At 68.2% G+C, this 20,791-nt stretch carries 17 protein-coding genes and 1 pseudogene; 12 read left to right on the top strand and 6 right to left on the bottom strand.

Features of this window, described 5'->3' with window-relative positions; genetic code table 11:
• Positions 1-23: 23 nt before the first annotated feature.
• Complete coding sequence (locus ON38_RS06250) at positions 24-497, top strand: hypothetical protein (RefSeq protein WP_039823087.1); 474 nt, start codon at positions 24-26, stop codon at positions 495-497.
• 17 nt (positions 498-514) lie between these two features.
• On the opposite strand, the gene ON38_RS06245 is transcribed toward ON38_RS06250, so the two are convergent.
• From ON38_RS06245 to ON38_RS06220, 6 genes are all read right to left on the bottom strand, one after another.
• On the bottom strand, positions 515-1,384 hold the full coding sequence (locus ON38_RS06245; protein ID WP_039823086.1) for an alpha/beta fold hydrolase: 870 nt from the start codon (positions 1,382-1,384) through the stop codon (positions 515-517).
• 100 nt (positions 1,385-1,484) lie between these two features.
• Complete coding sequence (locus ON38_RS06240; RefSeq protein WP_039823127.1) at positions 1,485-1,856, bottom strand: Rieske (2Fe-2S) protein; 372 nt, start codon at positions 1,854-1,856, stop codon at positions 1,485-1,487.
• A gap of 203 nt (positions 1,857-2,059) precedes the next feature.
• On the bottom strand, positions 2,060-3,205 hold the full coding sequence (locus ON38_RS06235) for an amidohydrolase family protein (protein WP_039823085.1): 1,146 nt from the start codon (positions 3,203-3,205) through the stop codon (positions 2,060-2,062).
• 46 nt (positions 3,206-3,251) lie between these two features.
• Entirely contained in the window at positions 3,252-4,343 is a 1,092-nt protein-coding gene (locus ON38_RS06230; protein WP_039823126.1) for an amidohydrolase family protein, read from the bottom strand.
• A 63-nt stretch (positions 4,344-4,406) separates the two neighbouring features.
• A complete protein-coding gene (locus ON38_RS06225; protein WP_039823083.1) occupies positions 4,407-5,765 on the bottom strand; it encodes a cytochrome P450 in 1,359 nt (452 codons plus the stop codon).
• A gap of 161 nt (positions 5,766-5,926) precedes the next feature.
• Positions 5,927-6,787, bottom strand: a complete 861-nt coding sequence (locus tag ON38_RS06220; RefSeq protein ID WP_039823082.1) for a mycofactocin-coupled SDR family oxidoreductase — start codon at positions 6,785-6,787, stop codon at positions 5,927-5,929.
• 563 nt (positions 6,788-7,350) lie between these two features.
• Between ON38_RS06220 and ON38_RS06215 the strand changes: the two are divergent.
• From ON38_RS06215 to ON38_RS06165, 11 genes and pseudogenes are all read left to right on the top strand, one after another.
• Positions 7,351-8,830: pseudogene (locus tag ON38_RS06215) on the top strand (AMP-binding protein).
• A gap of 111 nt (positions 8,831-8,941) precedes the next feature.
• Positions 8,942-10,594 (top strand): FAD-dependent oxidoreductase, encoded by a 1,653-nt coding sequence (locus ON38_RS06210; protein ID WP_051164425.1) that lies wholly within the window; start codon positions 8,942-8,944, stop codon positions 10,592-10,594.
• A gap of 63 nt (positions 10,595-10,657) precedes the next feature.
• A complete protein-coding gene (locus ON38_RS06205) occupies positions 10,658-11,521 on the top strand; it encodes an alpha/beta fold hydrolase (protein WP_039823080.1) in 864 nt (287 codons plus the stop codon).
• Position 11,522: 1 nt separating this feature from the next.
• Complete coding sequence (locus ON38_RS06200) at positions 11,523-13,193, top strand: bifunctional 3-(3-hydroxy-phenyl)propionate/3-hydroxycinnamic acid hydroxylase (protein ID WP_039823078.1); 1,671 nt, start codon at positions 11,523-11,525, stop codon at positions 13,191-13,193.
• Positions 13,150-14,115 carry a 3-carboxyethylcatechol 2,3-dioxygenase gene (locus tag ON38_RS06195; RefSeq protein ID WP_039823076.1) on the top strand — a complete coding sequence of 322 codons (966 nt, stop codon included), beginning with the start codon at positions 13,150-13,152 and terminating at the stop codon, positions 14,113-14,115. Before ON38_RS06200 ends, ON38_RS06195 begins: the two co-directional genes overlap by 44 nt.
• On the top strand, positions 14,116-15,915 hold the full coding sequence (locus tag ON38_RS06190; RefSeq protein WP_083872314.1) for an FAD-binding protein: 1,800 nt from the start codon (positions 14,116-14,118) through the stop codon (positions 15,913-15,915).
• Positions 15,912-17,216: an LLM class flavin-dependent oxidoreductase gene (locus ON38_RS06185; RefSeq protein ID WP_039823074.1), complete on the top strand. Its 1,305-nt coding sequence runs from the start codon at positions 15,912-15,914 to the stop codon at positions 17,214-17,216. Before ON38_RS06190 ends, ON38_RS06185 begins: the two co-directional genes overlap by 4 nt.
• 36 nt (positions 17,217-17,252) lie before the next feature.
• Positions 17,253-18,083 carry a coniferyl-alcohol dehydrogenase gene (locus ON38_RS06180; RefSeq protein WP_039823123.1) on the top strand — a complete coding sequence of 277 codons (831 nt, stop codon included), beginning with the start codon at positions 17,253-17,255 and terminating at the stop codon, positions 18,081-18,083.
• A gap of 40 nt (positions 18,084-18,123) precedes the next feature.
• Positions 18,124-19,113 carry a cyclase family protein gene (locus ON38_RS06175; RefSeq protein ID WP_039823072.1) on the top strand — a complete coding sequence of 330 codons (990 nt, stop codon included), beginning with the start codon at positions 18,124-18,126 and terminating at the stop codon, positions 19,111-19,113.
• Positions 19,114-19,123: 10 nt separating this feature from the next.
• Complete coding sequence (locus tag ON38_RS06170; protein WP_085995353.1) at positions 19,124-19,738, top strand: NADPH-dependent FMN reductase; 615 nt, start codon at positions 19,124-19,126, stop codon at positions 19,736-19,738.
• 125 nt (positions 19,739-19,863) lie between these two features.
• Positions 19,864-20,745 (top strand): alpha/beta fold hydrolase, encoded by an 882-nt coding sequence (locus ON38_RS06165; protein WP_051164423.1) that lies wholly within the window; start codon positions 19,864-19,866, stop codon positions 20,743-20,745.
• Positions 20,746-20,791 lie beyond the last annotated feature (46 nt).

The following is a 20,791-nucleotide window of genomic DNA, read 5'->3' as shown; positions in this document are numbered from 1 at the left end:
CTGCGCCCGTTAGGCTGATACGCATGCGAACTGCGGTGCTGCGGGTGAACGTGGACCCGGCCGGTGAACTCTCCGCCGACTCGCTGGCCCGGGGTACGGCCGAACTGGCCGCGGGCCTCGCCGAATCCGGCGCCCGGCTCCTGGACCGGGACCTCACCGCCGCGCCGCGCGGTCGCCGGGAACTGCAGGTACTGCTGGATACCGCCGACGCCGCGGCCGATACCGAGCGGGTGGTCGCGGAATGCGCGCGGGTTTTCGGTACGGCGGCGGTGCCGGGTGTGGTCACCTATGTCAGTCGCGGTACCGATGCCGACGCGCACGGCGTCCTCGCGGGATTCGGGCTCACCGGGGAGATCGTCCGGCTGCCCGGCCCCGAGGGTTACGACATCCTGCAGGTGCTGCTGCACGAAGCCGATCTGGAGCGGGTCCCGGAAAGCCGGATCCACACCGCGCTGGAGGCCTCCACCAACTGCGAGGTCCGGATCCGGACGAGCTGAGGGCGCGGGCGGCGCGGTCATCGATCGCCCAGGAATTCCAGGATCTGCGGTGCCGCCAGCACCCAGGTGTCGAACATGTTGTACTGCTGCACCCGGCCCCGGGCCCGGTCCTCCATCGCGCGCTCCCACGCGTCCTCGGGCCATGGCGGATCGATGAGGACGGACCCCTCGATGAGGCAGCTCACCTCGAGTGAGGTCCGTTTGGGATGATCCAGATCGTTCGCCCCACCCCGGATGATCAGGGTGGGCACCCGGATTCGTTCGAACATCTCGTCGTCCACGCCCGGGATCGTCTGTCCCGGTTTCGGCACGTAGGCGTTGAGCCAGCGCAGCGACAGTTTCACGAACTCGGCCGGGTCCAGCGCCCGCAGCCGCTGCTCGTTGTCCGGGTTCTGCGCGATCCGTTCCCGCCACTCCCGCATCCGCAGCAGTCCTTCGATGCCCAACCCCCGCACCGCCTGCAGGCCGGGCAGCACGTAGTAGGCACCGAGATTGACGGTGCCGTAGACCCCGCCGACGATATTCCACAGCACGAGACCGGTGACCAGTTCCGGAAACAGCATGGTGGTGAGCATCGAATCGCGGGCGCCGCCGGACCCGCCGGCCAGGATCACCGGACCGGTATCGAGTTCGGCGAGCAACCCGGCCAGGGTTTCGGCACGCATATGTGATTCGGTCTGCCCGAAGAACTGGACATCGGAGGCGCCACAGTTGGGCCGGTCCCACAGCAGCACGCGGTAGCCGCCGGCGACCAGTGCCTCGGCCAGCGGCCGGAGCCCGGGAATGTCCTTGCTGTAGCGGCCACCCGGAGTGAGCACGATGAGATCTCCGGTCGTGCCGAGGATCTCGTAGACGACCTTGCCGCCGTTCACCGTTACCGCGGGCATCGCACACTCCTGAAGGGTTCGGGGAGTGGACCGGGCGGGCACTCCCGCGGCCGGCCGAACGGGCCGGCCGGGTCGTCGTAGGTTCTCCGGCGGTGCCGGATCAGGCGGTGACCAACACGTCGTCGCCGACCACCCGCACCGGATAGGTGCGGATACTCCATTCGGGTTTCACCGCGGTGGTGCCGGTGGCCAGTTCGAAACCCCACTGATGCCACGGGCAGTAGATGAACTCGTTGTCGCGCACCATCACCGAATCGCCGGGGACGGAGTCGTCGACCACCGTGCGCCCGCGGGCCCGTCCCGCGCACAGCGGGCCGCCTTCGTGCGGACAGTAGTTCGCGATGGCGTAGAAGGTGCCGTTGACGTTGTACACACCGACCCCGTGCCGGCCGATCGGCACCACTTTGGACGATCCGGGCGGGATCTCGTCCACCGTGGCCACCACGTGTTCGCGCCCTTGGGCGAGCCGGATCGGTGCGTCTTCGGTCGCCCCGGGATGTGCGGTGCTCGTCGGCTGTGCGCGTTCGGCCACCACGGGCTGTCCGGTGCTCTCCGGTTGCGCGCCTGCGCCCGTCCCGCCCCGGCCCGTGCCCGCCGGCTGTGCTCCTTCGCCGCCCACCGCGGCCTGCTCGCCCGGAACGGGACCCGCGGCGGACGTCTCGATTTCCTCCGCCATCAGTGGACCCGCTGCTGTCCGGGCAGGGCCGGTACGGTCTCCGGCAGATGGTAGGTCTCGATACCGTTGCGGAACATGACGTTCTCCCGGGCCGCGGGCGGTAGATGTTTCACCAGCCAGCGCGGGTCGTCGAAGGTCCAGTGCGGATAGTCCGAGGAGTACAGCAGGATCTTGTCCGCTTCCATCCATTCGAACGCCCGGGTGAGTTCGGTCTTGTCCTCCGGGTAGTCCAGCGGCTGGGTGGTGAACCGGATGTGCTCCTTCACATACTCCGACGGCTTGCGGGTGATCGACATGAACGAGCCACGAGCCGCGTAGATCGCGTCCATCCGCCACATGAGCGGCAGGATCCAGGTGAACGCGTGCTCCACGAAGACGATGCGCAGCGCCGGGAACCGGTCGAAGACCCCATCGAAGATCAGGCTCATGATCTGGTTCGCTGCCAGCAGCGAGTAGGTGACCATGAAATCGTGGTTGTAGCTGGGGAATCCGACCGGCGGCATGGGCATGGTCTCGTAGGCGCCGCGGCTGAGATGGCAGCTCACCGGTAGATCGTGTTTCACCGCGGCCGCCCAGATCGGGTCGTAGCGGGCATCGCCCCACGACGGCCGAGGTTCGGCCTTGATGAGGATCTGCGCCATGTATTCGTGTCCGGCCCAGTGCTCGATCTCGGCGACCGCGGCCCGCGGATCGTCGATGGCCACACAGATCGAACCGCGCCAGCGGCGATGCCAGTTGTTGTGCGCGTCCAGCCATTGCGCGTCCAGCCATCGGTTCACGGCGGTGGCCATCGCGGCGGTGGCCTCGGGCAGCCGGGTCGCCTTCACCGTCGGTTCCAGGATGACGATATCCGAGCCGGCGTCCATGATGAGCTGGCGGAACGCCATATCCGGGTCGCTGCCGGGGAATTCGCCGTTCGCGGGGAAGGTGTCCACCCGCATGGCCTTGGAATGGGCGTAGTCCGGTGCGTCGTAGACGATGGTGTCACCGACGCGGTGACTCAGGAAGAACGAGGTACGCCACGGTTCCGGGATATGGTCCACCAGATCGCCCCGCCGGGGGACCGGGTGGACATCGGAATCGACGACGCGTACCGGAACCAGTTCCGTAGCGGGGACCCGCGTCAGGTCCTGTGCCGTGGTCATCACGCCTCCTCGGGCACTATCGCGGATTCGGCCGCGCGCAGCAGCATCAGCCGACGGCGGTGACCGCGTCGATATCGATGCTGTACAGGGCGGCGGCATTGCGCCAGTAGACTTTTTCGCGCTGCTGCGGGATCAGCGCGACGGGCAGGGAATCGGTATCGCCGCTGTGCCAGTGCGGGTAGCTGGACCCGAACATCACCATGTCGTCCTTGCCGGTGAAGTCCAGCCATTCGGCGGCGTGGGGAGCGTCGCCGGGGCCGTCGATCGTGGCGTGTACGAAATACACGTGGCCGGGCAGATAGTCGCTGGGCATCCGCGGTGCCCACGGGGTCTGCTCGAGGTGGGGCCGGCCGAAGGTGTCCATGCGCCAGGTGAACGGGGTCAGCAGATCCGCGCCGCCGTCGGCCCAGACGAATTTCAGGCCCGGATACCGCTCGAACACGCCCTCCGCGATCATATTCATGAGGTGGTAGAGGTAGCTCAGCCCCGCGAACCCGTAGTACTGCTCGTAGGTCCGGGTGTGCCCCGACGGGGTGGGCGGCAGACCGATGCTCTCCCCGGTCTCGAGATGCGCGGCGACCGGCAGATTCGCCGCCGCGGCCGCCTCCCACAGAGGCCAGAACTGCGGTTTTCCGTACACTTCCCGTGATTGCAGCGGGATGCCGAGCTGCACGATCTGCGGATGGCCGCCGAGCCGATCGATCTCGCGCAGCGCTCCGCGCAGATCCTCGGGGTTGACCCGCAGGGTGCCGCGGAACCGATCCCGGTAGGTGCCGCTGTCGAGCCAGCGCGACACCATCATGTCGTTGTGGGCGGACAGGACCGCGGTGGTGAGATGCCGGTCGGGCAGGATGCCGCGGGTCATCGGATGCAGCACCGCCACATCCACCCCGCGCTCTTCGAAGAGGTGCTGCCCGACGAATTCCGGGTCCGACCCCGGATACCCCTTGTGTGGTCCGCGAGCACCCCTGACGTACTCGCCGCCCGGTGCGCCGTACCAGTCCATCTCCGCGTCCGGGATACCGCGGCTCTTGAACGGTTCGTTCAGATAGGAGCGCATATCGTCGTTGGAGCGGAAGAAGATGTGCACGCTGGTATCGATCACCGGAGTGCGGGTGCCGTCGGGCAGGTCCTGCATCGCGATCACCTCGTCGGAAAGAGGTACCGGCCGAACCCCGCGGCGCCGGCCGGTACCGTGCGGTCAGTAGTCGATCACTGCGGCGTCGGGCCGCTCGGTCACCGGGGCGGCCAGGCCCTGTTCGTCGCAGATCCGCTGCAGGTGCTCCAGGGTTTCTTCCAGATTCGGACCCAGCCGTTCACCAGGGGTGAAGGTGGCGGGCAGATTCCGCATCCCCTGGATGACGCCGATGGTGTCGTAGTGCACCGTGCCGGCCGGGTCGCAGGTGTAGTCGCGCATCCGGTCCAGTACCGCCAGCAGCATGGACTTGAACACCGTGCGCGCCACATTGGAGCCGATGCACCGGTGCACCCCGAGACCGAAACTGAAGTGCCGGTTACCCTTCCGGTCGAGCACGATCTCGTCGGGATCCGGGAAGATGGACTCGTCCCGGTTCGCCATCGCCCAGGACAGCCAGAGCCGGTCGCCCTCGCGGAATTCGGTGTTCTGGTAGGTGCAGTCGTCGGCGATGGTGCGGCCGTCACCCGGCGCGGGGGTGAAATAGCGGAGGAATTCCTCGGTGGCGGAATCGAGCAGTTCGTCGCGGTCGCGGCTCAATTCCTCGCGTTGCGCGGGATGCTCCGACAGCCACTCCAGCGAATGCGCGGTGAGCGCGGTGGTGGTGTCGAATCCACCGCCGATGAGCAGGCCGATCATGCCGAGCAGTTCCATATCGGGGGCCGGTTCACCGTCGATGCGCAGTTCGGTGAGGGCTTTGATCAGGCCGGGACGCGGGTCGGTCTTGGCCTCGTGCAGGCTGGTGAGGATATCGATACCCATGGTCCGGTGCATTTCCGCGACCCGCGCGGCATCGGGGGAATCCTCCGGGGTGTACACCGAGGCGTGCACCGGATCGCTGTACACCGACCACTTCTTCAGCGGAATGCCCAGCATGGCCAGGGTCAGCACCGCGGGCACGATATTGGCCAGATCGTCCACGAAATCGATGCGGCCCGTTTCGATCTTCTCGTCCAGGCAGGCCCGCACGATCTCGTCGATGAAGGGCTGCCACCGTTTGACCGCGGCCGGGGACAGGTACGGGTTGAGGACGGACCGGTAGGTGCGGTGTTCGGGTTCGTCCATCTCCAGCATGCCGCCGCGGACCATGGCGGCCCGGCGCGGTTTGGGAATGGAGATGCCCTGGTAGCCGCGACGCTCGTTGTGCACGTCGTGATCGACCGAGACCTCCGGGCAGCGGGCCAGTTCGAATACGGCGTTACCGCTGGCGGCCACCCAGTGCCCGTCGTAGGTGTCGGTCCACGCCACCGGGCATTTCGCGTGCATCTCATGCGTGATTTCGGTGAACTGCTCGCGGTATTCGGGGGTGTGCCGATCGAAGTGGTACCGGTTCTGTTTGCGCTGGTCGTTATCCGTTGATGTCACGGTCTGTTGTCCCTCTGCTGGTCACTGGGGGTGGCGAACCTTCGCCGGGGTCCGGAACTCTGCGCCGCTCCGGGAGTCGGATGCCGACTCGCCACCGGGGGCGGCGCGCGCATCGATCGCCTCTGGGCGCGCGCCGCCGGTACCGGCGTGGCCGGGCGGGGTCAGAGTTTGTGGTCGTACCACTTCAGGTAGCCGCCGGCGTCGACGCGCAACTGCATCCCGGTGACGAAGCGGGCTTCGTCGGAGACCAGGAACAGGATGGCGTTGGAGATGTCGACCGGCTCGATCCACGGTGTCTTCATGGCCTGCTGGACATAGAAGGCCGGCTCCGCGTCGGCGCGGGTGGGGTTCTCCAGATCCGGCCGGAACGAGCGGTACATCGGCTCGCTCTGCAACATATCGGTGTTGCAGTTGGTGGGGTGCACGACATTGGCGCGGATCCCGCGGGTGGACAGGTGCCGGGCGATATCGAAGACGTAGTACGACAGTGCGCGTTTGGAATGCACGTAGGCCATACCGCCGAGGTCCGAGCCGGGGTTGTCGACCTTGCTGGTGTCCACCATCGCCGCAGTCGAGCCGGTGGCCACGATGGAGGCGCCCTCGCCGAGGTGGGGGAGTGCGACCTGGATGGCATTGATGGTGCCGACCAGGTTGGTGTTGATGACATCGGTCCAGGCCTGGATATCCGGTGTGCCCTTCATACCCGCCACGCCGGCCTGGGCGATCACGATATCGAGCTTGCCGAATTCCGCGACACCCGCGTCCAGCGCTGCCTTCAGGGCGACGGCGTCACGGACATCGGTCTGGGACGCGATGATGCGGCGGCCGGTCTTCTCGACCAGGCGCACGGTTTCCTCGAGGTCCTCGGGCGAGGCCAGCGGGTAACCGATCGTCGACATGTTCTGGCAGAGGTCGACCGCGATGATGTCGGCGCCTTCTTCGGCCAGTCGTACGGCGTGGCTACGGCCCTGACCGCGCGCGGCGCCCGTGATGAATGCGACTTTGCCTTCGACACGTCCCACAGCATTCCCTTTCGATCTGTTTCCGGGAGCCACCTGCCCGGTGCGCCGGACCGCCGGGAGCGGGCACGGGGCAGGGTGCGCGGCGCGCGCCGCGCGTCGATCCGGCCGCGGCCCTGATTCGGTGTCGACCCGGCACCGCCGGGTACCGGCTGCGGACATACGGCTGTTCTCGTATGCGAAAAGAACTGCGTTTTCGCATACGAGAACGGTACTCTACCAGTGGGCTCAGCGGCAAGGTTTCGGAAGAAGCCTGGTCGATCGACCGATACCGGCCGACGTGGCCATTCGGCTGCTGATGGCGGGTAGTGGTGTTCGACCCGGCCGAAGGCCTGTGGCGAATTTTCGTTCGCTTCGAAAGAGAATTTTATTTTCACCAGTCGGCGGATTCGACTCCGACGCGCTCGCGCGGGTGCCTCGTCCGGGGCGCCGAGCATCCCGCCGGCGCGGAAGGGGTGAACCGATATGTCCGACCGAGGTATTCGAGGTGGGGTCCGGTGACCCGGGTCGTGGCCGCGGACCTGCGCGCCCGGTACATCGCCGAGGGCTGGTGGACGCGCGACACCATGGGAGATCTGCTGAGCCGCGGTCTGGCCGCCGCGCCGGCGACCGAGTTCCGGGTGCATTCCGAGGTGCGGCCCTGGCGGGGAACCTTCGCCGAGGTCGAGCGGGTGGCCCGGCGATTGGCGGCGGGTCTGCGATCCCGGGGTGTCGGGCCGGGTGATGTGCTGGCGTTCCAATTGCCCAACTGGATGGAAGCCGCGGCGACCTTCTGGGCGGCGTCGTTCCTGGGGGCCGCGGTGGTCCCGATCGTGCATTTCTACGGACGCCGCGAGCTCGGCCATATCCTGCGGGTCGCCCGGCCGATGGTTTTCATCACCATGGCCGAGTTCGGCCGGACCGTCCACGATCCGGAGGTCTGCGCCGAGGTCCCCATCGTCGGCGTAGTGGGGCGCGACTTCGACAACCTGCTCGCCGGCGAGCCCATGCCCGGGGTGCTGCCCGCCGACCCGGCCGGCCCCGCGCTCATCGCCTTCACCTCGGGGACGACGAGTGCGCCCAAGGGTGTGGTGCACAGTCATCAGACACTGGGCTGTGAATCGCGGCAGCTCGCGGAACGGAACAGGGAGGACCGCGGCGACCAGTTGACCGCCACCCCGGTGGGGCATTTCATCGGAATGGTGGGCGCGTGCCTGCTTCCGGTGCTGCACGGGCGACCGGTGAATCTGCTGGATGTCTGGGATCCGGGCCGGGCGCTGGCCCTGATGCGCTCCGGCGGGCTCGTGGTGGGCGGCGGCCCACCGTATTTCGTGACGAGCATGGTCGAGCATCCCGACTACACCCCGGAGCATCTCGCGCATATGCGCTATGTGGGATTGGGGGGGTTCGGCGGTACCGGCCGCCGTGACGCGGATGTTGACCGATCTCGGCGTGATCGCCTTCCGCGCGTACGGCAGTACCGAGCATCCCTCCATCACGGCCTCCGCGCTCGATGCCCCCGAGCGGGAGCGGCTCACCACCGACGGCCGTCCGATGCCAGGGGTGGAGATCGAGATCGCCGCGGACGGCGAGATCCTCAGCCGCGGACCGGATCTGTGCCTGGGCTATACCGATCCCGAGCTGACCGCGCGGGCATTCGACGCCGACGGCTGGTACCACACCGGCGATATCGGCGTCCTGGATGCCGACGGCTGCCTGACCATCACCGATCGCAAGGCCGATGTGGTGATCCGCGGTGGCGAGAACGTGGGCGCGCGCGAGGTCGAGGATGTGCTCGACGCCATGCCGCAGGTCGCGGAGTCGGTGGTGATCGCCCTGCCCGACGTCCGGTTCGGGGAGGTGGTGGGCGCGGTGCTGCGCCTGCGGCCGGGGTGTGAGCTCCCGTCCCCGGCGGAGGTGCGGGCCTTCTTCGAGCGGGCGGGGGTGGCGCGGCAGAAGTTGCCGGAGCGGTTGTTCGAGGCCGCGGAGTTCCCGCGGACCCCCAGCGGCAAGATCCAGAAACATTTGATCCGAAAGGGTATTGCGGCATCCAGCCAGCGAGAATAGTATTCTCGCAAAGGGAGATTACCATTTTACTCGCGCCGGCCCGGCCCGTGCTCCGCACGGCAGCCCGCCGGGACCGGCGCCTCTCCGCCTGCTCGCCGAAAGGACAGCGCAGTGCCATCGCATCAGCCCTCGGCTGCCGAACCCGATCCGTCGAACCCCTGGGACGAGGAGACCGATGTGGTCGTCCTGGGCACCGGGGCCGCCGGGCTCACCGCGGCCCTCGCCGCGGCCGTCGAGGGCGCGTCGGTGGCACTGTTCGAGAAGGCGGCCACCGTGGGCGGGACCAGTGCGGTCTCCGGGGGCCTGGTCTGGATCCCCGCCCACACCCGGGCGGACCGGGAGCTCACCGTCGCCGACGCACTGACCTATCTGGACGCCCAGTCCCTGGACTCGATGGACGACGAACTGGTCGAGGTTTTCGTCCGCACCGGTGCGCGCATGCTCGATTTCGTCGAAGAGCACAGCGCCGTGAAATTCGAAGTGGCCGAGGGGTTCCCCGATTACAAACCGGAGCTGCCGGGCGGCCGGCCCGCGGGCGGCCGGTCGCTGGGGCCCGCGGCCTACGATCTGGCCCGGCTCGGCGAATGGCGGGAGCGGATCACCACATTCCCGCTCGACTGGAGCAATGTCGGATTCGACGCCGAGACGCGGGCCCGGCTGCGGGCCGTACTCGGTGACGCCACAGCCGATGTCTGCGTGGCGGGGCAGGCGCTGGTCGCCGGCCTGCTGGAGGGCGTTCTCGCCGCCGGGATCACCCCGCGCACCGGATCCCGGGCCGTGGAGTTGGTGGCCGCGGACGGCGCGGTGGCCGGGGTGCGGCTCGATATCGCGGGCGAGCCGCTGCGGGTCCGGGCCCGCCGCGGCGTGGTCCTGGCCACGGGCGGGTTCGAATGGGATCCCGGCCTGGTCAAGGCATTCCTGCGCGGTCCGATGACCGGTCCGGTATCGCCACCGAACAACACCGGCGACGGGCTGCGGATGGCCATGGCGCACGGTGCCGAACTGGGAAACATGGGCGAGGCCTGGTGGGTGCCGGTGGTACAGCTGCCCGGCGACACCATCGACGGCCGGCAGCGCAGCCGCAGTGTCCGGCTGGAACGCACCCGGCCGCGCAGCATCATCGTGAACCGGGCCGGTAGGCGATTCGTCAACGAAGCGGCCGAATACAACTCGATGGCGGGGGCCTTCCACTACCTGGACCCGCGCGGCGGCTACGTGAACAACCCCGGATGGATGGTTTTCGACGCCGAACATCTGCGCCGCTACGGCTTCCTGGGGGTCGAACCCGGCGGTGTGGCGCCCGACTGGTTCTGCGAATCGGCCGATCTCGCCGAACTCGGTGCCCGGACCGGTATCGACCCCGAGGGTTTACGGCGCACCGTCACCGCCTGGAACCGGGCCGTCGCGGCGGGGTCCGATCCAGATTTCGGCCGCGGTGCCAGTGAATACGACGGGTACTGGGGCGACCCGGACGCGGAAACCGTTGCCGGGCGCACGCTCGGGCAGATCGATACCGGCCCCTACTACGCGGTACCGGTGACCGTGGGTGCCATGGGCACCAAGGGCGGGCCGCGCACCGATCGCGACGCGCGGGTCCGGCATATCAGCGGTGCCGTGATCCCCGGGTTGTACGCGGTCGGCAATGCGATGGCCGGGGTGACCGGGCGCGCCTACGGCGGCGCCGGCGGAACCATCGGGCCCGGGATGGTCTGGGGCCTGCGCGCCGGGCATCACGCGGCCACCGGCGAGTCGGTGAAGTACTGAGCGGAAACGGGCGACCGGACGGCGTGATCGCCGCGGGGCCGGCGGACAGAGCGGAAGGTAGCAGTGTCGGAATACGAGAGTGTGTGGTGCGACCTGCAGGGTGTCGCGTTCAGCCAGGGATACCTGGATGTGGAAGGGGTGCGTACGCGCTACCTGCACGCCGGCGACCGGACCGGACCGGCGCTGGTTTTCCTGCACGGGTCGGGCGGGCACGCCGAGGCCTATGTCCGGAATCTGGCGGCGCATGCCGAGCACTTCTCCACCTGGTCGATCGATATGCTCGGCCACGGGTACACCGATAAACCCGGTCATCCGCTGGAAATCGAACACTATGTGCGGCACCTGATCTCGTTCCTCGATACCATCGGCGCCGCCCGCGCCCATATCAGCGGCGAATCGCTCGGCGGCTGGGTCGCCGCGCGGGCCGCCTACGACCATCCCGGCCGGATCGACAAGCTGGTGCTCAATACCGCGGGCGGCTCCCAGGCCGATCCGGAGGTCATGCAGCGGATCATCACCCTGTCCATGGCGGCGGCCGCCGACCCCACCTGGGACACGGTGCAGGCCCGGATCAAATGGCTGATGGCGGACAAATCCAAGGATTACGCCGATATCGTCGCCAGCCGGCAGCGGGTCTACCGGCAGCCCGGCTTCGTCGACGCCATGCGCGACATCATGGCGCTCCAGGATCCGCGGATCCGCGCCCGCAATCTGCTCGGGCCCGACGAGTACGGCGGTATCACCGCCCCGACGCTGGTGGTGTGGACCAGCGACGATCCCACCGCCGACGCCGCCGAGGGTAAGCGGATCGCGTCCATGATCCCCGGCGCCCGCTTCGAAGTGCTCCCGGAGTGCGGGCACTGGCCGCAGTACGAGTCGCCGGCGGAGTTCAACGCACTGCATCTCGAATTCCTGCTGGGTGGATGATATGAGAACCGAAAACGGCAGTGGGCCGGAGCATTTCGATGTGGTGATCGTCGGTGCGGGACCGGTCGGGCTGACCATCGCCAACACCCTGGGCCGCTACGGTGTGCAGACCCTGCTGGTGGAGGAACGCCCCACCCTCATCGATTACCCGCGCGGTGTCGGTATCGACGACGAATCGCTGCGCACCCTGCAGGCCACCGGACTGGTGGACCGGATCCTGCCGCACACCAACCCGAACCAGATCATGCGGTTCGTCGACGGGCGGCGGCGGCTCCTGGCCGAGATCGCGCCCACCGACCAGCAGTTCGGCTGGCCCAAGCGCAGCGGGTTCATCCAGCCGCTGGTCGACGCCGAACTGCTGGCCGGGCTCGACCGCTTCGACTGTGTGCGGATCCGCTGGTCCACCGCCTTGCGCGAATGCGACGACACCGGTGACGAGGTACGGGTGCTGCTCGACACCGCCGAAGGCACGCAGCAGGTGCGCGCCCGCTATGTGGTCGGCTGCGACGGCGGGCGCAGCACCACCCGGCATGCGATGGGCGTGAGTTTCGAGGGCACCACCTCACCGACCCGCTGGTTGGTGGTCGATATCGACGGCGATCCGCTCGGACATCCGAATGTGGAGGTGGGGGCGGACCCGGCGCGGCCGAATGTCTCGATCTCGCTGGCCCACGGCATCCGGCGTTTCGAATTCCTGCTGCACGCCGACGAATCCGACGCCGACGCCGAGTCACCGGAGTTCCTGGCCCGGCTGCTCGCGCCGTTCGTCCCGCATCCCGAGCGACTCGACGTGATCCGCCGCCGGGTCTACACCCACCATTCCCGCATTGCCGGTGAATTCCGGAAGGGCCGCCTGCTGCTGGCCGGCGATGCCGCGCATCTCATGCCGGTCTGGCAGGGCCAGGGCTACAACAGCGGCATCCGGGACGCGGCCAACCTCGGCTGGAAGCTGGCGGCGGTGGTGTCGGGGGTCGCCGGTGCCGGTCTGCTCGACACCTACGATCAGGAGCGGCGCAAACACGCCCGGGCCATGATCGATCTGTCCACCATGGTCGGGCGGGTCATCTCCCCGACGAACCACCGGGTCGCCGCGGTGCGCGATGTGCTGGTGCGGGGGTTGGCGCTGGTGCCGCCGCTGAAACGGTACGTGCTGGGCATGCGGTTCAAACCCATGCCGCGCTACGACCGTGGCGCCGTGGTGCACGGTTGGTCGCGCTCGCCGCGGTCCGCCGTCGGCACCCTGTTCATCCAACCGCGAGTCGCCACCCGGGCCCGGCCCGGGGTACTGCTCGACGAGGCCCTCGGCCCCTGGTTCGCGGTGCTGTGCTGGAACAACCAGCCCCGGAAAGTGCTGGGCGACGCGGAGTTCGAGCTCTGGAAGGCGCTCGGCGCGCGTTTCGTCGAGGCGCGGCCCGCCACCCAGCTGCACTGGACCGGACACGACGATCCGGATGTGGTGGTCGTCGGAGACAGCACCGGCGCATTGAAGAAATGGTTCGACGCGCAGCTCGATTCGGTGCTCTTCCTGCGCCCGGACCGCTGTATCGCGGGCGCCTCCATCGCCCAGCACGCCCCCGAACTCGGGGCGGCGCTGCGCCGAACCCTCGAACTCTCTCCGGGAGGTACCGATGCCGCTGGCCGTGTGCTGCGTCTCGCACAGCCCGCTTCTTGAGCTACCCGGGCCCGGCCCCGAACTCCGCGCGGAAGTCGGGGCGGCGCTGGACCGGGCCCGGGATTTCGTGCGGTCCTTCGACCCGGAACTGGTGGTCCTGTTCGCTCCGGACCACTACAACGGGTTCTTCTACAAACTCATGCCGCCCTTCTGCGTCGGGACGGCGGCGACCGCGGTGGGAGATTACGGGACCCACGCCGGACCGCTGCGCGTGCCCGAGGCTCGCGCGCTCCGGCTGGCCGAAGCGCTGCTCGACGCCGGGATCGATATCGCGATATCGGCGCAGATGTCGGTCGATCACGGCACCGTGCAGCCGCTGCAACGATTGTTCGGCGACGCCACCGCCCGGCCGGTGATCCCGGTGTTCGTGAATTCCGTGGCGACCCCGCTCGGCCCGCTGCGCCGGGTGCGGGCGCTGGGTACCGCGGTCGGCCGTCACCTCGCGACCCTGGGCACCCGTGTGCTGGTCATCGGCTCGGGCGGGCTGTCGCACGACCCACCGGTACCGCAGCGGGCGACCGCCCCCGAACCGGTACTGGAACGGATCGTGTACGGCCGCCCGATGAGCACCGAGCAGCGGGCCGCCCGGCAGACCGCGGTGATCGCGGCCGCCCGGGATTTCGCGGCCGGCGACAGCCCGCTGCGAGCGCTGAACCCGGAATGGGACCGCGCATTCCTCGAACTGGTGGACACCGGCCGCCTGGCGGCCGTCGACGACTGGGACAACGGCGAGATCACCCGCGTCGCGGGCAATTCCGCGCACGAGGTCCGCACCTGGGTGGCGGCGTTCGCGGCTCTGGCCGCGCACGGGGCGTATCGGACCGAGGTGCGCTACTACCGGCCCGCGCCCGAGCTCATCGCCGGTTTCGCCGTGCGTACGGCCCGGCCCGCCGATGAACCGGCCGACGACAGAAGGCGATGAGTGAGCACCGACGAGACGGATTTCGACGAAACCGTCGATCTGCTGGTGATCGGATCCGGCGGCGGCGGGATGAGCGCCGCACTCCGTGCCGACGCGCTGGGCCTGGACACCCTGGTGGCGGAGAAGGCCGGCCACTACGGCGGTTCGACCGCGCTCTCCGGCGGCGGTATCTGGGTGCCCAACGCGCCGGCACAGCAGCGCGACGGCTTCGCGCTCGACCCCGACGCGGTGGTCGGCTATCTGCGGACCATCACCGGTGGACTGGTCACCGACCGGCGGTTGCGTGCCTACGTCGAGAAATCGCCGGAGATGATGGCCTTCCTCGAAGAGCGCAGCCGGTGGCTGGAATTCGTCTGGAAACCCGGCTACGCCGACTATTACCCCGAACTCGAGGGCGGATCGCCGCAGGGCAGCACGATCAATGTGCCGCCGATCGATCTGCGGGTGCTCGGGGACGAGGAAGCGAAGCTGCTCAAACCGCTCGCTCTCGCGCCGAAGGGTATCTGGCTGGGGCCCAAGGATCTGCGGCTGTTCTATCAGGTCCGGCAGAACTGGCGCGGGAAGGTGGTGATGCTGAAGCTGATCTGGCGGATGTTCCGGGCCCGGGTATTCGGTGACCGGATCGCCGCCATCGGTCAGTCCCTGATCGCCCGGCTGCGCTTGGCGATGAAGGAACGCGATATCGCGCTGTGGCTCGACTCGCCGATGACCTCGCTGATCACCGGCGCGGACGGACAGGTGACCGGCGCGGTGGTGGCCCGGGACGGAGCACCGATCCGGATCCGCGCGCGCCGTGGTGTGATCCTGGCGACGGGCGGTTTCGACCACGATATGGCCTGGCGCAAAGCGGAACTGCCGGAGGTCGAACAGGACTGGAGTTTCGGTAACCCGGTGGCCCTGGGCGACGGGATCCGGGCCGGTCAGCGGGCCGGCGCGGCCACCGACCTGATGGACGAGGCCTGGTGGTTCCCGGCCATCCAGTGGCCGGACGGCCGCATGCAGTTCATGCTCAACGAGCGCATGATGCCCGCCCAGTTCATCGTGAACGGGGCCGGTAAACGGTTCATCAACGAGGCCGCGCCCTATATGGATTTCGGGCACGCCATGATCGCGGGCCAGCGCACCGGGGTGACCCATATTCCGTGCTGGCTGATCACCGATCACCGGTCCTGGCACAAGTATGTGATCGGCGGGCATCTGCCGATTCCGAAGGTGCCGTTCGCGCCGGTGCCGACCGGATTCGCGATGGTGCCGGCCTGGCTGGAGTCGGGCGTGGTGAAAGCCGCGGACAGTTTCGCCGAACTGGCCGCGAAGATCGACGTTCCCCCCGCCGAACTCGAGGCCACCGCGGCCCGGTTCAACGAACTCGCCCGCGGCGGACACGACGACGATTTCCAGCGCGGCGACAGCGTGTACGACAACTACTACGGCGACCCCACGCTGCCCAACCCGAATCTGTTCCCGCTCGGGAAGCCGCCCTATTACGCGTTCCGGATCGTCCTCGGTGATCTCGGCACTTCGGGCGGGCTGCGCACCGACGAGCACGCCCGGGTGCTGCGCGCCGACGGGTCGGTGATCGACGGGTTGTACGCGGTCGGCAACACCTCGGCCGCGGTCATGGGCCGCAGCTACGCGGGCGCCGGCGCCACCATCGGCCCGGCCATGACCTTCGGATACATCGCCGCCGAGCACTGCGCGGGGCGAGCACTGTCCGGGGAAGCGGGGGATGCCGGCGACGGGGCGGTCCGGCCGGCCGGAGGAAATGACGTGACCACCGAATCCACTGGAGGTAATCGATGAAAATATCCCTCTTCTACGAGTTCGCCCTGCCGCGGCCCTGGAGCGACGACGACGAATTCGAAATTTTCCAGGACGGGCTGACCGAGGTAGAAGCTGCGGATAAGGCCGGTTTCTCCACCGTATGGCTCACCGAACACCATTTCCTCGAGGAGTACTGCCACTCCACCGCGCCGGAGATGTTCCTCGCCGCCGCCAGCCAGCGGACGCAGAACATCCGTCTCGGCTTCGGTGTGATGCACCTGCCGCCGGGGATCAACCATCCGGCCCGGGTCGCCGAACGGGTCGCGACACTCGACCATCTGTCCGGCGGACGGGTCGAATTCGGTACCGGTGAATCGTCGTCGGTGGGTGAGCTCGGTGGATTCAATATCGACCCCGCCGATAAACGCGGCCAGTGGGAAGAAGCGCTCGACGTCACCCTGCGGTGTATGACCGAGACCCCGTTCACCGGGTTCAAGGGCCGGCACATCGAGATGCCGCCGCGCAATGTCATCCCGAAACCGCGCCAGACCCCGCATCCGCCGCTGTGGGTCGCCTGTACCCGTCCGTCGTCGGTACAGATGGCGGCGCAGAAGGGGATCGGTGCGCTGAGCTTCGCCTACACCGGCCCAGGTCCGCTCGGCGAACGGGTGCGCGGCTATTACCAGGAGTTCGGGGAGAAAGCGGCACCCACCGTCCCGCAGATCAATCCGAACATTCTCGCCATCGGCGGTGACCTGTCGATGATGGTGGCGCGCACCGATGACGAGGCCGTGAAACGGCTCGGTGTGGGTGGCGGCTTCTTCTCGTTCGGGATCATGCACTACTACATGACCGGTATGCACACCCCCGGCCGCACCGGGGTGTGGGAGAAGTACCTCGACGCGGTGAAAGAGGACGAGACCCTCGCCTACGGTCCCGGTCGCGGTGCCATCGGAGGTCCGGAGACGGTGCGCGAATTCCTGCGCGGCTACGAGGAGAGCGGGGTCGACGAGATCATCCTGCTGCTCAATCCGCGCAGCCACGAGGGCACCATGGAGTCCATCGAGATCATGGGCAAGGAAATCCTGCCCGAATTCATCGAACGCGACGAGAAAGCCGTGGCGGCCAAGGCCAAACGGCTCGAGCCGGTGATCGAGAAGGTCGAGCAGCGCCGGCGGCCGTTGGCCGCGCCGGACTTCGACGAGCAGTACTCGTTCGGCGGTCTGCCCACCGGCCGCGGCGGCAAGTTCACCGCCAGTGAGATTCCCGAGGCGATGGCCGAGATCAACGAGGGCCGCGTGCAGGCCGCTGCGCGGCTCAAAGAACAACAGCAGGGCTGACCGGCCGCGGTACGACACGAGAGCGAGGTGCCGGTGGTGGAGACGATCGACCAGCGGTGGCGTTACGACGGTAAACGCGTGGTGGTGACCGGTTGTGCCTCCGGTATCGGGGCCTGCGTGGTCACCCAGTTGCGGCAGCTGGGCGCCGAGATCGTCGGGCTCGACCTGCTGCGTCCCGGCACCGAACTCGACGAGTTCTACGAAATGGATCAGGCCGACCCGGCCTCCATCGACCGCGCGGCCGCCGCGGTCGGCACGGAGGTTGACGCGCTGTTCAATATCGCGGGCGTGTCCTCCGGGATCGGTGACCCGCTGCGCGTGGTCACCATCAACTTCCTGGGCCTGCGTCATTTCACCGAAACCCTGGTGCCCCATATGGCGTCGGGTTCGACGGTGGTCAGTGTCTCCTCACTGGCCGCCGCCGGGTATCTGGACAACCGGTGGGCGGTGAAAGGGCTGCTGGACACCGGTTCCATGGCCGCGGGGATCGAGTGGTGCGCGGCCAATCCGGACGCGCTCGCCGACGGCGGCTACCGGCTGTCGAAAGAGGCGATCATCCTCTATACGGTGCGGCGGTCGGTGGAACTGGCCACCCGGGGCATCCGGATGAACTGCACCGGCCCCGGCGTCACCGAAACCCCGATCCTGGACCAGCTGCGCGGCGCGTACGGCCAGGACTATCTCGACGGGATCCCGAAACCGCTGGGCCGATCGGCCGATCCCGTGGAGCAGGCGGCAGCACTGCTGTTCCTCAACAGCCGGGCCGCCGGCTACATCACCGGCCAGGTGCTGTGGGTCGACGGCGGAAATCTCGCCGGACGCCTGGCGAACGAATTGGCCGGACCCGTTCCCGCGCAGACGGAATGAAGACCGGCGGCTATCGAATACGAGCAGAAGGAGGAGCAGCGTGGCTACTCTGACCGATTTCCGGAAAGCCGGAGACAGCGTGCGCAACTGGGGCCGCTGGGGCGCCGACGACGAACTCGGCACGCTGAATTTCATCACCCCGGCCAAGGTCGCGGCAGCCGCCCGGCTGGTCCGGCACGGGAAGGTCTTCCCGCTGGGAATCGATTTCGGCTCCAACGGACCGCAGGGCGCGTTCAAATTCCGGGCAAACCCCACACACGTGATGACCGTCGACGGCGGCGACGCGGCGACGCTGGTCGAATACGGCCCGAAATGGCTCCAGAACTCCGTGGCCGGTGAGCTGGCCGGATTCTTCGCCGACAACCCGTTCCGGTTCAACGACGATATGCTCATCATGCCGTTGCAGGCCGCCACCCAGTGGGACGCCTTCTCGCACGTCTACTACGACGACAAGCTCTACAACGGATTCCCGGCGAATTCGGTGACCAGTATGGGCGCTTTCCACTGCGGTATCGAGAAAGTCGACTGCAAAGGCATCACCGGCCGCGGTGTACTGCTGGACCTGGTGAAATATCGAGGCGCGGAGGTATTCCTCGAAGTCGGCGAGCCGGTCACCGGTGACGAACTCGACGAATGCGCGAAACGACAGGGCGTGACCATCGAATCCGGCGATATCCTGCTGGTGCGCACAGGCTGGTGGAACCGCTTCCTCGAGGCGGGCGACGGATCCGAGCCCTATGCGGGCCTGGACTGGACCTGCGCCGCCTGGCTGCACGAACACGAGATCGCCGCGGTGGCCGCGGACAACCTCATGGTGGAGAATCCGGTGTCCGGCGTCGACGGCACCTTCCTGCCGCTGCATATGCTGTGCCTCCGCGATATGGGCCTGATGCTCGGCGAATACTGGGATTTCACCGCCCTGGCCGCCGATTGCGCGGCCGACGGAATCTACGAATTCCAGCTGATCGCACCGCCGCTGCGGGTGGTGGGCGCGGTGGGCTCACCGATCAATCCGATCGCCATCAAATAGGAGACCGGTCATGACCTTGGGAAGCACAATGGTGGAGCGCACAGGATCCGGCGCGGATACCCGGCCGTTCGTCGTCGGCCTCGGCGGGACGTTGCGGGCGAATTCCTCGACCGAACGGGCGTTACGCCACTGCCTGGACGAGGTCGAGAAGCGAGGCGGCCGTACCGCCCTGTTCAGCGGCCCGGATATCGATCTGCCGATGTACAACCCGCACGACCCGGCCCGCACCCCGCAGGCCATCGCGCTGGTGGAGGCATTACGTGCCGCCGACGCGGTGATCGTCGGGTCGCCCGGGTACCACGGCGCGATCTCGGGCCTGGTGAAGAACGCGCTGGACTACGTCGAGGATATGCGCACCGATCCCACGGTCTACCTGGACAACAAACCCTGGGGCTGTATCACCTGCGCCTACGGCTGGCAGGCCGCGGTCGGCACGCTCGGCCAGCTGCGCGGGATCGGTCACGCCCTGCGCGCCTGGCCCACTCCCATCGGGGTCGCGATCAATTCGGCCGACAAGATCTGGGACGACACCGGGGCCCTGTCCGACCCCGGGGTGCGCGGTCAGCTCGAGCTGCTGGCCACGCAGGTGCTCACCAGCGCCAAGGCGACCGGGGGCCCCGCATGAGCGGGGCGAACCCGAAGACAGTCGGACACGCCCACACAGCGTCTCCGGGCGCGTTCGATGAGCGCAGGAGGAGAGCCCCGGGCCCGGAAGCGGTGACGGGGTCCGATCGCCACGGGCCCGTCGCAGTGCCCGGCCGCGACGATCCGGGCGATTACGCGCACCGCACGATCGTCGTGGACGGGTTGCGCACGCATTTCCTCGAAGCGGGTGCCGGTGAGCCGGTCGTCCTGTTGCACGGCGGGGAATTCGGGGCGAGCGCCGAAATATGCTGGGAGAGAACCATCGGCGCGCTCGCCCGGCGCTACCACGTATACGCCCCGGACATGCTGGGGTTCGGCGAATCGGCCAAGGTCGTCGATTTCACCGACGGCCGGGGGATGCGTATCCGGCACATCGCGCGATTCTGTGCCCTGCTCGGTATCGAATCCGCCTTCTTCGTGGGCAATTCCATGGGCGCGGTGAACCTGCTGACCGATACCACCGCCGAGCGGCCGGTCCTGCCGGTGCGCGCCATGGTGACCATCTGCGGCGGCGGGCAGATACAGGCCGGCGAGCATATGCAGGCACTCTACGATTTCGACGCCACCGTGCCCGCCATGCGCCGGATAGTCACCGCGCTGTTCGCCTCGCCCGCCTACCCGGCCGACGAAGTCTACCTGGGCCGCCGGTTCGATTCGGCGACCGCGCCCGGCGCCTGGGAGGCGATCGCGGCCGCGCGCTTCCGGCGGCCCGGCGCGCCTCCACCACCCGGCCCGGGCGACCGCCGGTTCGAGCGGATCCGGGTGCCGACCCTGGTGATCGAGGGCGGCGCCGACAAACTCCTGCCACCCGGTTGGGCCGCCGAACTGGCGGCCCGTATCCCGGACGCGCACTCGGCGGTCGTCGACGAGGCCGGGCACTGCCCGCAACTGGAACAACCCGAAACGGTGAACGCGCTGCTCCTGGATTTCCTGGACCGGAATTCCGCCGGATGCACGCCGGCCCCCGATTACGCGCGCAGTGGATGACCCGCGGTTTCGCGGGGGTCCACCGGAGGTCCACGGAACGTCGTTA

The sequence above is a fragment of the Nocardia testacea NBRC 100365 genome (assembly GCF_000308775.1).
GTDB lineage: Bacteria > Actinomycetota > Actinomycetes > Mycobacteriales > Mycobacteriaceae > Nocardia > Nocardia testacea.
This window is presented reverse-complemented; position numbering and strand designations above follow the sequence as displayed.

Excerpts from the sequence above, each read along its gene's own strand:
- ON38_RS06250 (WP_039823087.1), top strand. The coding sequence starts at position 24 with ATGCGAACTGCGGTGCTGCGGGTGAACGTGGACCCGGCCGGTGAACTC.
- ON38_RS06245 (WP_039823086.1), bottom strand. The coding sequence starts at position 1,384 with ATGCCCGCGGTAACGGTGAACGGCGGCAAGGTCGTCTACGAGATCCTC.
- ON38_RS06235 (WP_039823085.1), bottom strand. The coding sequence starts at position 3,205 with ATGACCACGGCACAGGACCTGACGCGGGTCCCCGCTACGGAACTGGTT.
- ON38_RS06230 (WP_039823126.1), bottom strand. The coding sequence starts at position 4,343 with ATGCAGGACCTGCCCGACGGCACCCGCACTCCGGTGATCGATACCAGC.
- ON38_RS06200 (WP_039823078.1), top strand. The coding sequence starts at position 11,523 with ATGAGAACCGAAAACGGCAGTGGGCCGGAGCATTTCGATGTGGTGATC.
- ON38_RS06195 (WP_039823076.1), top strand. The coding sequence starts at position 13,150 with ATGCCGCTGGCCGTGTGCTGCGTCTCGCACAGCCCGCTTCTTGAGCTA.
- ON38_RS06185 (WP_039823074.1), top strand. The coding sequence starts at position 15,912 with ATGAAAATATCCCTCTTCTACGAGTTCGCCCTGCCGCGGCCCTGGAGC.
- ON38_RS06170 (WP_085995353.1), top strand. The coding sequence starts at position 19,124 with ATGACCTTGGGAAGCACAATGGTGGAGCGCACAGGATCCGGCGCGGAT.